The sequence below is a fragment of the Bdellovibrio sp. HAGR004 genome (assembly GCF_055397015.1).
Window position 1 is genome coordinate 3,755,709 of sequence record NZ_AP029176.1, and the last position, 11,716, is coordinate 3,767,424.

The window sequence follows — 11,716 nt, forward strand, 5'->3', positions numbered from 1 at the left end:
AGAACTTACTTATCGGATGCTGGTTTGATTTTCACAAGAGTTTTACCCAGGGCCACTTGCTCACCCACAGCACAGTTCATGCTGTCGATGGTGCCGGCAATCTCGGCCTTTAAAGTGTACTCCATTTTCATGGCTTCCATCACCAAAACTGCCTGACCTGGTTCAATGGGCGCACCCACGGCCACCAAAAGTTTGGTGATCTTGCCCGGCATCGGCGCCATGATCTGGTCAGATGAACCTCCGGCACCAGCCTTTTTACGGGACTTTCGGCCAGTGGAAACATCCTGAGTGAAAACACGGCCATTATAGTGGACCCACAACGTGCCTTGAATCAATTGCGCCTGCGCCTTATGGTCAACGCCGTCAATACGTACTTTCACTTCCATTAGATACCTCTCCAGTAAGACGCCCATGGGGATTGAGATGTCGTGGTTGCTGAAGTTGCCCCACCACGCAGCTGCAACAACGCCCCGGCCGCCACTGTTTTCTCAATATCGGTCAATGCCGGTTCTTTCAAAGATTCGCTGAAGTATGTTTCAATGAATCTTGTTGTCATCGTACCCATGACAAATTCTTTGTGCGAAAGAATCTCGATCAGATACGGAATGTTGGTGTGAACACCAAACACGACAGAATCCTTCAACACACGGATCATTTTCTGAATCGCACGCGGACGGTTTTCATCCCAAACGATCACTTTCGCAATCATCGGATCATAGAACGGTGTGATCGTGTCGTTCGCATCAAAGCCGTACTCATAACGACGGCCCGGGCCTTCCGGCCATTCCACATGCCCCAAAAGACCTGTGGAAGGAACACCCCCCTGATAAGGATTTTCAGCATAAATACGGCACTCAATGGAATGCCCGCGAGGAGCGCGAATCTGTTTTACATCATGGACATAGTCCCCTTGCGCGGTCAGGATCTGCATTTTGACCAGATCCACACCCAGAACCTCTTCCGTCACCGGATGCTCGACCTGCAAACGGGTGTTCACCTCTAGCAGATAAAACTCCCCGTCCTGCAGAAGGAATTCCACTGTGCCGGCCCCTTTGTATTTACCCAAAGTGGCAATAGCGCAGGCGGCTTCCCCCATGCGACGGCGCAGTTCATCTGTCAAAGAAGGTGATGTCGCCTCTTCGATAATCTTTTGGTGACGACGCTGAACCGAACACTCACGGTCAAAGAAGTGCTGAACATTCCCGGTGCTGTCTCCAAAAACCTGGAATTCAATGTGTTTGGCGCGATCCAGATACTTTTCCAGGAACACCTTCGGCGAACCAAAGGCCGACTGCGCTTCACGCTGAGCAGACTCAATCAGTTCACGCGCCTCCGCAGAGGATTTCAAAAGCTTCATGCCACGACCGCCGCCACCCGCTGCCGCTTTCACGATCACCGGATAGCCGATCTTTTCTGCTTGTTGGATCAGATGATCCACATCCTGATTTTCACCCTGATAACCAGGTACCAGTGGAAGACCGGCCTGCTTGGCCAGTTCTTTACAGTGAACCTTGTCACCCAAGGCGCGAATGGCTTCCGGTGACGGACCGATGAACGTCAGACCGGCCTTACCCACAGCTTCGGCGAAATCCGCATTTTCTGACAAGAAGCCAAAGCCTGGATGGATCGCTTGCGCGCCCCCGGCCAGGGCCCCGTTGATGTTGGCTTCGATATTCAAATAACTTTCTGCTGTCGGCGCCGGACCAATGCAGATGGTTTTAGTCGCCATTCTGAAAGCGCGGGTGTTGATATCGGCTTCAGAGTGCAAAAGGACGGTCTCAATTCCCATTTCTTCGCAGGCTTTAATAATACGAACAGCCACTTCACCACGGTTGGCGATGGCAATACGAGTGAACTTTTTCATTAGGAAAGTCTCCATGCAGGCTCACGTTTTTCCAGGAAGGACTTCAGTCCCTCCTGCCCCTCAGCGCTGGCACGACGTTCAGCAATCACTGTGGTCGTGCGACTGCGCTGCTCAGCCCAGCTCAAGGTGTCTAGATCATTAAGAAGTTTTTTGGTTTCTCGAACGGCTTCCGGCCCGCACTGCATGTAGTTGTGCAAAACCTTCTGCAGCACCGTGTGGCCCTCACCCGCCGCTACCACTTCAGTCACAAGGCCGGCCTGATGTGCCACATGGGCGTTAAAGACCACTCCGGAAAGCATCAAGGGACGAACCTTACCAGCCACGGCTTTCTTATTCACAAAAGCACTGATTACGGCTGGCGCAATCCCCAGCTTCACTTCACTGAAGCAGAACTGCGTGTTGTCTTCAGCAATCACTTCATCACAAACCGCCACAAGCCCCAAAGCACCGCCAAAGGCCGCACCATGGATCAAACCAATCACCGGCAAACTGCACTGGGCAATGGACTCAAACATGCCATAAAGCTTTATAGAGTCTTCGCGGTTTTGTTCGAAAGAAAAATTCACCATCTCTTTCATCCAGTTCAGATCGGCCCCGGCACAGAAGACTTTGCCTTCTCCTTGCAGAACCACCGCACGCAGATCTTTGCGAGACTCCAGATCCGTAAAGACCTGTGTCAACTCGGCAATCATCTCGGGATTGAAAGAGTTACGAACTTCCGGCCTATGAAGCTTGACGTAGGCCACCTGATTCATTTCTGTAACTACAACAAAAGACATAATTACATCCTGAAGACGCCCTGAGCTTTTTTACCCCAGGACTTGTTAAGGCTTGCAGAAATTCCCAGCGCCAGTACACGGCGGGTGTCGGCCGGATCAATGATCCCGTCATCCCACAAGCGTGCTGAAGAATAATAACAAGCGCTTTCTTTTTCGTATTTTTCCAAAGTCGGACGCTTGAACTCCGCTTGCTCTTCCGGCGACATGGTTTGTTTTTTTGCCGCCATCTGATCCATTTTCACAGTCAGAAGCACGTTCGCCGCCTGCTCTCCGCCCATAACGCTGATTTTGGCATTTGGCCACATCCACAACTGACGAGGCTGGAAGGCGCGACCGCACATACCATAGTTTCCGGCACCATAAGACCCACCGATCACCACTGTGAACTTCGGCACATGAGCGTTGGAAACGGCCATCACCATTTTGGCTCCGTGTTTGGCGATCCCTTCATTTTCGTACTTCTTACCGACCATGAAACCTGTGATATTTTGAAGGAAGATCAATGGCACTTCACGCTGTTCGCACAGCTCGATAAAGTGCGCGGCCTTCAGGGAACTTTCGCTGAACAAAACACCGTTATTGGCGATGATACCCACAGGCATACCCCAGATGTGGGCAAAACCCGTCACCAAAGTTTTTCCGTACAGTGGTTTGAATTCATGGAATCTTGACCCGTCCACAATGCGAGCGATCACTTCGCGCACATCAAACGGAACGCGGCTGTCTTTGGGGATGATTCCGTAAAGTTCTTTTTGATCGAACAGAGGTTCTTCCACTGGAAGAGTTTTCAACTGCACAGCCCGTTTGTGATTTAAGTGCGCCACGATGGAACGTGTGATTTCAATCGCGTGCTCGTCATCTTCGGCAAAGTGATCGGTCACCCCGGAAGTTTCACAGTGCACTTGCGCGCCACCCAGTTCTTGCGCGTCCACAACTTCGCCAGTTGCCGCTTTGACCAACGGAGGTCCACCCAGGAAAATAGTCCCGTTTTCTTTGACGATGACAGTTTCATCGCTCATCGCCGGAACATAAGCGCCCCCGGCCGTGCAAGACCCCATCACCACCGCGATTTGCGGGATGTTGGCGGCAGACATGCGGGCTTGGTTATAGAATATTCTTCCGAAGTGATCGCGATCCGGGAACACATCGGCCTGCATTGGCAGGAAGGCTCCACCCGAATCGACAAGATAGATACATGGCAGACCGTTTTCAAAAGCGATTTCCTGCGCGCGCAGATGCTTTTTCACCGTCATCGGGAAGTAAGTTCCACCCTTCACCGTCGCATCGTTGGCAACAATCACACATTCCGTTCCGTGGATCACACCGATCCCCGTCACCACACCCGCGCCCGGAGCCTGACCTTCGTACATGTCCCAGGCTGCAAGTGTTGAGAACTCAAGGAAAGCGGTGCCACCGTCCACAAGCGCTTCAATACGTTCGCGCGCCGTCAGTTTGCCGCGGGATTTGTGTTTCTTCGTGGCTTCTTCGCCACCGCCTTGCTTCACCAAGTTTACACGCTCACGCCATTCGTTGACGATGCTAAGCATAGCCTCACGGTTAAGTTTGAACTCTGGGGAACTGGAATCAATTTGTGTCTCTAAAATTTCCATAGAACCTTGTGCTTATTCTTCCACGCCCGAGCTTAAAGCCGGTGTATGTTTAAAACTCATTTGCAAACGGAACTCCGCCACAGCCTGATCGTTGCCATCAAAGACCTTCAGCTCGGCATCGGCTTTGGACTCACGACGGTCACGGATTTCTGCCAGCACCACCTCACGTGTGGTTTCTGGAAGTTCCATACGGATACGACATTCCTCACTGGTGACTTTGAAAAATTCAGACTCCAAGCGGGAGACATGAATATCAAAAGTTCCCATCGGGGCATGGCGGGCCCACAGAAGTTTTGCCGCCTCAATCGCCGCCGTCGTCAAAGCCCCTTCGTGCAAGGTTTTGACTTCATTCAGATTGCGTGTACGAGCAGGAACCGCCATCTCCACTTGCGTGTCAGAGAGGCGAGAAATTCTCAAACCCATCCCGGCAGAAAAAGGGCGAACAATATCAAGTGCATAACTAAGCGCAGCATGAGAAGCCTTGGGCGACACCTCTTCCAAAAGCGCTGCCAAATCAGCGGCACTCAGGCGAATTCCCCGATCTTCCAATTGAGATTTAAGGCCGTCTTTGGCGTTTTGTAGCTGCTGACGCAGGTTTTGCTCCAGCTCAATCCCCTTAGACATTAAGATTGTCAGCCATTGTTGGTTCATGAGATACCCTCTCTGTACGAGTGTTGAAAAAAACGGAATATCATGCTCGGATAAGGATGTCAGTTTTATCACACTGAGTAAACCGAGAGAGGACCCTTGAGATGAAGAAAATTGTAAGTCTGGTAATTTTCATTGCTGCCCTTGTTTGGACGTGGAATGTGATTCACACCTCCCAGGCTGTAGGATTCGAGACGCACTCCGGCATTCAGACGAAGCTGGCTGAACTGATCACTCAGACTCTGACAACTAAAAAACCTCACGCCAAAGACTTGGCAATCACTCGTTTGTGGACTGAAACCTTGAGCGACAACAAGGTTCGCGCCGTGTTTGCATACAAATTCACAGACGTTGCCGAAGATGGCGAATCCATGGAGCAAATCATTGAAGGTGAAGCCGTTCTTTACCGTGACGTTTCCGATCAGGAAAACGTGGATAAGTGGGTTCTTCAGTCCGTAAAAACCACCAATGACATTGTTGTTTTCACTGAAGGCTCCACGATCACTCCGGGCGCAGAAGAAGTGCCGGCAGAAGCTGAGCCGACTGCGACTCCAGAGGCGACACCGGCACCAACTGCAACTCCGGCGCAATAATGCCAATCCCAAATCAGTTCCTTCAGATTGACGAAGAGGGCTACCCCCTGAGCCGCGAAGTTCGCATTCAGGACCCTCTGGCTGGCCAGGAAATCCTGCAAAATCTGAAGGTTCATGAAGGTGGAACTTTGCTTTCCACCTTCGGCGGAACTCCTGTCATCGTTGAAGCCTTTGACGAACCCTACGTAGCCTCACAAGTTGAACTCAAAAGCGACAAAACCTGGGAAATCCAACTTCCGTTCGGGGTGCACTACGCCTTTGAACTGGAATCACTTTCTTTGGACGAATGGGACCGTTTTCACGGCTACACCGCCAACAAAGTTCCTTTTGTCATGTCCCGCAAAGCTCAGGCGAGCTTCTTTAATCTGCTAGAAGAGTTCGGCGACGACTTCATCGAGTATAATGGCAAGACCTATGACATTCCGATGTACTGGGCTGCAGATAAAGATGTGGAAAAGGAAACTTACTGGAGTCAGATCTACGAACAAGAAGCCAACCCCGGTTGGAACCTGGGTGAACCCGCCGAAGCCCTGAAAGACATGCTTCCCCGCCTGAAGATCGCTCGTTCCCGCGTGCTGGTTCTGGGCTGCGGTGAAGGTCATGATGCCGCTTTGTTTGCAGCTTCGGGTCACTTTGTGACGGCGGTGGACATTTCCCCTTTGGCTTTAGAGCGCGCGCGCAAACTTTATGGTCACATGCCCAATTTGACCTTTGTGGAGGCTGATCTTTTCAAGCTTCCGGCTGACTTTAATCAGTCCTTTGACATCGTCTTTGAACACACCTGTTATTGCGCAATCAATCCCGAGCGCCGCAAAGAATTGGTCAAAATCTGGAACCGTGTTCTGGCTCCAGGGGGCCACTTGATGGGCGTCTTCTTCACATTTGAAAAACGCCAAGGCCCTCCTTATGGAGGCTCAGAGTGGGAACTGCGCCAACGTTTGCGCAGCTCATATCAGCCCATCTTCTGGGGTCGCTGGCAAAAATCAGTTCCACGCCGCCAAGGCAAAGAACTTTTCATCTACGCAAAAAAGATCTAAAAAGGTACCTGCTTACTTTTGCAGAAGCAGCGCACTCAACGCCACGCTTCTGCAAAAGTAAGCAGGTACCCTGGAGTGTTTATGCATATTGAATTTACGCAGGCTGATGACAGTCACGTTGAAGATTTAGTGGCCCTGGTTAATTCCGCATACCGTGGTGACAGCTCAAAGGTCGGTTGGACCACCGAGGCGGATTTGTTGGACGGCCAGCGGGTTGATGCTCAAGGCATTCAGGCGCTGATCGACAAAGAAGATTCCGTGATCTTGGTGGCTGAGGATGACGACACCGGTGATTTGCTCGGATGTGTTCACCTCGAAAAACAAGGCACAAAAATGTATCTGGGCATGCTGACTGTGTCCCCGGAATTGCAGTCAAAAGGCCTCGGCAAGATGCTCTTGAACGAGGCAGAAGCCCTTGCAGAATTCTGGGATTGTAATACCATTTTCATGACAGTGATCTCAGTTCGCACCGAGCTGATCGCCTGGTACGCAAAGCACGGTTTCAAGGACACTAAAGAAACCAAACCTTTCCCGTATGGCGACGAGCGCTTCGGCATTCCCAAAGTGGAAGGGCTGCAGTTCACCGTGCTGGAAAAAAAACTTTAAATTAAGAATGCAAAGCCTCTCACTGACGAGAGGCTTCTCTAAGGAGTCACCATGATCAAGGGATTGATCCTCGTTCTGTCTCTTTTTGTCTCTACCACTGCCTTTTCCAATGAAGAAAAAAGTGAAATCCCGGACGACAGGGATGTCCACACACAGATAGGCACCTGCCACCAGGAATTTCTGCCGGCCAACTTCAATCTTTTTGTCTGGAATATCAAAAAAGCCGAAGCCCGTGATTCCTGGGCCCGCGACTTTGAATTCTTCGTTCCCAAATCAGACGTCGTTCTGATTCAGGAAGGCATGATTGATTCCTATATGCCCAAAGTTCTGCAACGCCAGAAAAACTTCTGCTGGGACTTTATCACCAGCTTCATTGAAAAAGATGGCGATCAAACCGGCGTGGTCAGCGGTTCTTACGCCGGCCCCCTGATGGTGCACTTCCTGCGCAGCCCGGGCCGTGAACCTGTCATCAAAACCCCGAAAATGGTGCTCGTCACGGAATACGCGCTGGCCAACAGCTCCCAAACTTTATGGGTTGCCAACATCCATGGCTTGAATTTCGTTACTGATCGCCTGAACAGAGAACAAATCGAGCAAGTGGCGCAATTTCTGAAAAAGCACCAGGGCCCCCTGATCTTTGCCGGAGACTTTAATTCGTGGAACAAAAACCGCCTGACTTATCTGGATCAGATTTTAGGTCGTCTGCAAATGCGCAAACTGGCATTTGCCAATGATAACCGCAGGTTCAAGCTGGATCACATCTACGTCCGCGGCTTGGAAGCTGTTTCCACCAAGCTTCACAACGACATCGAAAGCTCGGACCACAAGCCCCTTTCTGCTGTTTTCCGTCTTAAATAGTTCCCCCAATCCCACCGAACAGAGCCACAAACCTCTCTGTTCGGTGATGATTCATTTTTTGTATAATAAGTTCTTTTCTATGTATTAAAAATTCTCTCAGTTTCGGCGCATATTCACCTCATCAGGGGGGTCTAAATGTCTTTGAAAACTGCATTCACAGCACTTTTGGGGTTTATGGTTTCCTCTGTGGCCTTGGCGGATCAGATGGGTCCTAACGGAGACAAGTTCTACGAAGAAGCCGCCCACTACGAACACGCCTGCCAGTCCTCACCTTGCAAATCCGGCTACTCCAACGAAATCGTGTACAGCCAAAAACAAAGATTGAACAAACTTTCCCAAGACACCCGCGCCGCTTTGAAGGCCATAGCTGTTGATCAGGCTCAGGTTTGGGGTGACACGATCCTGGAAGGCGACTACCACGCGGCGGGCCGCACTCGTTTGGACGAGGTTATGGCTTTCTATAAGAACTCTCGCCTTATCGGATACAAAATCCAGTACTCTGAAAAAGCCTGGTATGTGGGTGACTGCGATTTCAATGGAAAACGTGAGTCTTTAAAGGGTTGCAAAGAAGGCCGTATCATCGAAGGCAGCTACGTTTCCGCCGATCACCAGACTTACTTCAGTGATGAGGAACGTTACGCAGAGTTTTCTTTTATCAACAAATAAGTTCTAAGCTATAGTCGCCACCATGGCGATAGTAATCGAAACGAAAGAACTTTCCCGGGTCTATCAGACCTATCAAAAGCCTGAAGGGTTTATCAATTCCCTAAAAGGCTTCGTAAACCGCAAGCATGTTTCCAAAGTGGCTTTGGATAAGACCACTTTGCAGATTGAGTCCGGCCAAATCGTCGGGCTTGTCGGAGCCAATGGCGCCGGTAAAACCACTTTGCTAAAAATGCTCTCGGGCCTGGTCACTCCGACCAGCGGCGACGCCCGTGTTCTGGGGTACAGACCCTGGGAAAGAAAAAACGAATTCCTTCGCCAGATCAGCATTCTGTTGGGACAAAAGAACCAGTTGTGGTGGGATATCTCTCCGGCGGATTCGTATTCTTTGCTGGCGCGTATCTATGATCTGGATCCCCAGCAGGCGCGCAAACGTGTGGATCACCTGGCCGAAATGCTTCAGTGCACTCATGTCCTGCACACCCAACTTCGCCGTCTCAGTCTGGGCGAGCGCATGAAGATGGAAATCATCGGCGCTCTGTTGCACGAACCCAAAGTTCTATTCCTGGATGAACCCACCATCGGTCTGGACATCGTGGCCCAGGAAACCATTCGCGAATTCCTGGATCAGTATGTGAAAGAGAAAGAGCCCACTGTGATTCTGACCAGCCACTACATGGACGACATCGCCAAGCTTGCCGACAAACTGCTTTTGATCAGCAAGGGAAACATCGTCTATCAGGGCACGGTCCCGGAATTTGTTGCTAAATCAAACACTGAACTGGCTGAAAATGAAGAGGTCGATTTTGAAGATGTCATTCGCCGCTTTTTGGAAACGGAATCTCGCGTTCGCTAAGCTCGCGGTCCAGTCCAATCTTGAATATCGTCTGAACTATTTTGTCGATGCCGTGGTTCAACCGTCCCTGACCACGGGTATTGAGGTGCTGCTGTGGTTTGCGGTCTTCAAAGGCGCAGGTGCCACAGAGATCGCCGGTTTTGGTCGTGAGTACTATTTGGCTTATGCCCTGTGGGCGGCCTTCTTCGCGCGGATCTGCACTAGCTGGATGTACGAGTATCGCATGATTCAGGAAATTGATTCAGGCTCGATCAACAGCTTGCTGGTCCGCCCGATGACCTTTTATGAATACTATTTCTCGCAGTTGATGGGATACAAATTCGTCACGACCGTCGTTTCAATGCTGATCCCGTTTGCGGCGATTCTAATTTTCAATCTGCCCACCAAGTTTGAACGCCTGCCACTGGCGTTTGCTCTGGAATTTTATTATCTGATTCTGGTTCATTCGATCAGCTTTGTGATTGCTGCCGGGGCCTTCTATTTGAACAAGGTCTACGCCATCACCGGAGCGAAGAATCTGGCTTTGTGGCTGATGACCGGCGAACTTTTCCCTCTGGATCTGATGCCGGAACCTCTTAAATCCATCATGGTCGCCCTGCCTTTCAGTGCGGGTGTCTACGTGCCGGTGGGCTACTTGACCGGTCGTCTGGAAATAGCCTCTGTATGGCAGGCCTTTGCCTCAGTCACCGTGGGTATTGTTATCGTGAACATGCTGGGAGTCTGGCTGTGGCGCAAAGGTGTGAACGTTTACACGGGAACAGGAGCCTAGGATGAAGACACTCAAAAAGTATCTTTCTTTGTACGCCGCTCTTTTCCGCACCAGCTTTATTGCGGATCTGGAATACCGGGTGAACTTTGTCACTCGTATTGCCACGGATATTTTCTGGTATCTGGCACAGATCATGACCTTTGAAGTTCTGTTCCGCCATACGCCCAAAATTGGCGACTGGAATCTGGAACAAATGCGCGTCTTCCTGGGGGTGGTGTTTGTCGTCGATGGACTTTACATGATCATCCTGTCCGAAAACCTGGATCAGTTCTCTGAAAAAGTGCGCAAAGGGGATCTGGACCTGCTTTTGGCCAAACCCATCAACTCGCAGTTCATGATTTCTTTGCAAAAGGCTTCCACCGCGATGATAGGAAATCTTCTGATTGCCAGCAGCTGGTTCATTTACAGCATCATTCAGCTTCCCAATTTCGAATGGCTGCGCCTGCTGTGGCTGATTGTGCTGATCCCGTGTGGACTGGTGGCCTTGTACGCAATGAGATTCTTTATGGCTTCCACGGCCGTCATCTTTGCCCGTTCAGAAAACTTGCAGTTCATCTGGTATCAGATATATCGTCTGGGTATGCGCCCGGATTCAATTTACGTCCCATGGTTTAAGTGGATGCTTTTGACAGCCCTGCCCGTCGGGGTCATCGCCAGCGTTCCCGCCCGCGCTCTTTTGGAGCCGCCGGATCTGGCACTCTTTGCCTGGGTGGTCGTGTTGTCAGGTATATTGATTTATTTAACAAACAGATTCTGGAAGTTTGCGTTGCGCTTTTATTCCAGCGCAAGCTCCTGAAGAAAGGCATTTTATATGATTAAAATTTACGGATCTCCGCTTTCAAGTGCAGGCCGCTGTTACTGGATGCTCGAAGAACTGGGACTTCCTTACGAACAGGTTCCTCTGAACATGCGTGAAAAGCAGCACAAGTCTGAAGAGTACCTAAAAATCAACCCGAACGGCAAAGTGCCTGCGATCATTGATGGCGAGTACGTGCTGTGGGAGTCCATGGCCATCACCAACTATCTGGCGAAGAAACACAATAGCCCGATGGCGGCGCAGAATGCAGAGGAAGAAGGGCAAATGTTGCAGTGGAGCTTCTGGGCTCTGGTGGATCTGCAAAAGCCTGCGGTGGACTGGCTGATTCAAGCCATGTTCGTTCCGGCAGAACACAGAAACCAAAACATCATCTCTGATGCGCAAAATATCCTGCCACGCTATCTGCAAGTTCTGGAAAAAGGACTCAGTGGAAAGACCTATCTGGTTGGAAACCGCTTTACAGTGGCTGATATCAACGTCGCTTCTGTGATCGGAATTTTGCATGCTCTGAAATTTGATTTGTCGAGCTATCCAAATATCATCAAATGGAGCCAGACGTGCCACAGCCGTCCGGCCAGCCAAAAAGTTCAAGCCATGAGATCCAACCCGCACTAGG

14 protein-coding genes are annotated in these 11,716 nt (G+C 50.6%); 9 read left to right on the top strand and 5 right to left on the bottom strand.

What is annotated here, in order from left to right; translation table 11 throughout:
• Positions 1-5 precede the first annotated feature (5 nt).
• Genes ACZ5ZV_RS18605 through ACZ5ZV_RS18625 form a run of 5 tightly spaced genes read right to left on the bottom strand, consistent with a single transcriptional unit; the run spans position 6 to position 4,904 of the window.
• Positions 6-386 (bottom strand): acyl-CoA carboxylase biotin carboxyl carrier protein subunit, encoded by a 381-nt coding sequence (locus tag ACZ5ZV_RS18605; protein ID WP_464118711.1) that lies wholly within the window; start codon positions 384-386, stop codon positions 6-8.
• Complete coding sequence (locus ACZ5ZV_RS18610) at positions 386-1,864, bottom strand: acetyl-CoA carboxylase biotin carboxylase subunit (protein WP_464118712.1); 1,479 nt, start codon at positions 1,862-1,864, stop codon at positions 386-388. Before ACZ5ZV_RS18610 ends, ACZ5ZV_RS18605 begins: the two co-directional genes overlap by 1 nt.
• A complete protein-coding gene (locus tag ACZ5ZV_RS18615) occupies positions 1,864-2,643 on the bottom strand; it encodes an enoyl-CoA hydratase-related protein (RefSeq protein ID WP_464118713.1) in 780 nt (259 codons plus the stop codon). Before ACZ5ZV_RS18615 ends, ACZ5ZV_RS18610 begins: the two co-directional genes overlap by 1 nt.
• A gap of 2 nt (positions 2,644-2,645) precedes the next feature.
• Positions 2,646-4,253 (bottom strand): carboxyl transferase domain-containing protein, encoded by a 1,608-nt coding sequence (locus tag ACZ5ZV_RS18620; RefSeq protein WP_464118714.1) that lies wholly within the window; start codon positions 4,251-4,253, stop codon positions 2,646-2,648.
• 12 nt (positions 4,254-4,265) lie between these two features.
• Positions 4,266-4,904 carry a PaaI family thioesterase gene (locus tag ACZ5ZV_RS18625; protein ID WP_464118715.1) on the bottom strand — a complete coding sequence of 213 codons (639 nt, stop codon included), beginning with the start codon at positions 4,902-4,904 and terminating at the stop codon, positions 4,266-4,268.
• A gap of 101 nt (positions 4,905-5,005) precedes the next feature.
• Between ACZ5ZV_RS18625 and ACZ5ZV_RS18630 the strand changes: the two genes are divergently transcribed.
• The 9 genes from ACZ5ZV_RS18630 (at position 5,006) to ACZ5ZV_RS18670 (ending at position 11,715) form a co-directional block, all read left to right on the top strand.
• The gene (locus ACZ5ZV_RS18630; RefSeq protein WP_464118716.1) at positions 5,006-5,494 is read left to right on the top strand and encodes a hypothetical protein; all 489 of its coding nucleotides are present in this window, start codon (positions 5,006-5,008) and stop codon (positions 5,492-5,494) included.
• Positions 5,494-6,531 carry a class I SAM-dependent methyltransferase gene (locus tag ACZ5ZV_RS18635; protein WP_464118717.1) on the top strand — a complete coding sequence of 346 codons (1,038 nt, stop codon included), beginning with the start codon at positions 5,494-5,496 and terminating at the stop codon, positions 6,529-6,531. Before ACZ5ZV_RS18630 ends, ACZ5ZV_RS18635 begins: the two co-directional genes overlap by 1 nt.
• Before the next feature lie 81 nt (positions 6,532-6,612).
• Positions 6,613-7,137 (top strand): GNAT family N-acetyltransferase, encoded by a 525-nt coding sequence (locus tag ACZ5ZV_RS18640; RefSeq protein ID WP_464118718.1) that lies wholly within the window; start codon positions 6,613-6,615, stop codon positions 7,135-7,137.
• 51 nt (positions 7,138-7,188) lie between these two features.
• Complete coding sequence (locus ACZ5ZV_RS18645; protein ID WP_464118719.1) at positions 7,189-7,995, top strand: endonuclease/exonuclease/phosphatase family protein; 807 nt, start codon at positions 7,189-7,191, stop codon at positions 7,993-7,995.
• A 135-nt stretch (positions 7,996-8,130) separates the two neighbouring features.
• Positions 8,131-8,661: a hypothetical protein gene (locus ACZ5ZV_RS18650; RefSeq protein ID WP_464118720.1), complete on the top strand. Its 531-nt coding sequence runs from the start codon at positions 8,131-8,133 to the stop codon at positions 8,659-8,661.
• A gap of 22 nt (positions 8,662-8,683) precedes the next feature.
• Positions 8,684-9,514, top strand: a complete 831-nt coding sequence (locus ACZ5ZV_RS18655) for an ABC transporter ATP-binding protein (RefSeq protein ID WP_464118721.1) — start codon at positions 8,684-8,686, stop codon at positions 9,512-9,514.
• The gene (locus ACZ5ZV_RS18660) at positions 9,471-10,283 is read left to right on the top strand and encodes an ABC transporter permease (RefSeq protein ID WP_464121432.1); all 813 of its coding nucleotides are present in this window, start codon (positions 9,471-9,473) and stop codon (positions 10,281-10,283) included. The genes ACZ5ZV_RS18655 and ACZ5ZV_RS18660 overlap by 44 nt, the downstream gene beginning before the upstream one ends.
• Before the next feature lies 1 nt (position 10,284).
• Entirely contained in the window at positions 10,285-11,079 is a 795-nt protein-coding gene (locus tag ACZ5ZV_RS18665) for an ABC transporter permease (protein ID WP_464118722.1), read from the top strand.
• Between the two features lie 15 nt (positions 11,080-11,094).
• Positions 11,095-11,715, top strand: coding sequence for a glutathione S-transferase family protein (locus ACZ5ZV_RS18670; RefSeq protein WP_464118723.1), 621 nt, complete (start codon positions 11,095-11,097; stop codon positions 11,713-11,715).
• Position 11,716 lies beyond the last annotated feature (1 nt).

Bases quoted from the DNA above. Each gene is read 5' to 3' on its own strand.
- ACZ5ZV_RS18605 (WP_464118711.1), bottom strand. From the start codon at position 386: ATGGAAGTGAAAGTACGTATTGACGGCGTTGACCATAAGGCGCAGGCG.
- ACZ5ZV_RS18610 (WP_464118712.1), bottom strand. From the start codon at position 1,864: ATGAAAAAGTTCACTCGTATTGCCATCGCCAACCGTGGTGAAGTGGCT.
- ACZ5ZV_RS18615 (WP_464118713.1), bottom strand. From the start codon at position 2,643: ATGTCTTTTGTTGTAGTTACAGAAATGAATCAGGTGGCCTACGTCAAG.
- ACZ5ZV_RS18620 (WP_464118714.1), bottom strand. From the start codon at position 4,253: ATGGAAATTTTAGAGACACAAATTGATTCCAGTTCCCCAGAGTTCAAA.
- ACZ5ZV_RS18625 (WP_464118715.1), bottom strand. From the start codon at position 4,904: ATGAACCAACAATGGCTGACAATCTTAATGTCTAAGGGGATTGAGCTG.
- ACZ5ZV_RS18630 (WP_464118716.1), top strand. From the start codon at position 5,006: ATGAAGAAAATTGTAAGTCTGGTAATTTTCATTGCTGCCCTTGTTTGG.
- ACZ5ZV_RS18635 (WP_464118717.1), top strand. From the start codon at position 5,494: ATGCCAATCCCAAATCAGTTCCTTCAGATTGACGAAGAGGGCTACCCC.
- ACZ5ZV_RS18640 (WP_464118718.1), top strand. From the start codon at position 6,613: ATGCATATTGAATTTACGCAGGCTGATGACAGTCACGTTGAAGATTTA.
- ACZ5ZV_RS18645 (WP_464118719.1), top strand. From the start codon at position 7,189: ATGATCAAGGGATTGATCCTCGTTCTGTCTCTTTTTGTCTCTACCACT.
- ACZ5ZV_RS18650 (WP_464118720.1), top strand. From the start codon at position 8,131: ATGTCTTTGAAAACTGCATTCACAGCACTTTTGGGGTTTATGGTTTCC.
- ACZ5ZV_RS18655 (WP_464118721.1), top strand. From the start codon at position 8,684: ATGGCGATAGTAATCGAAACGAAAGAACTTTCCCGGGTCTATCAGACC.
- ACZ5ZV_RS18660 (WP_464121432.1), top strand. From the start codon at position 9,471: ATGTCATTCGCCGCTTTTTGGAAACGGAATCTCGCGTTCGCTAAGCTC.
- ACZ5ZV_RS18665 (WP_464118722.1), top strand. From the start codon at position 10,285: ATGAAGACACTCAAAAAGTATCTTTCTTTGTACGCCGCTCTTTTCCGC.
- ACZ5ZV_RS18670 (WP_464118723.1), top strand. From the start codon at position 11,095: ATGATTAAAATTTACGGATCTCCGCTTTCAAGTGCAGGCCGCTGTTAC.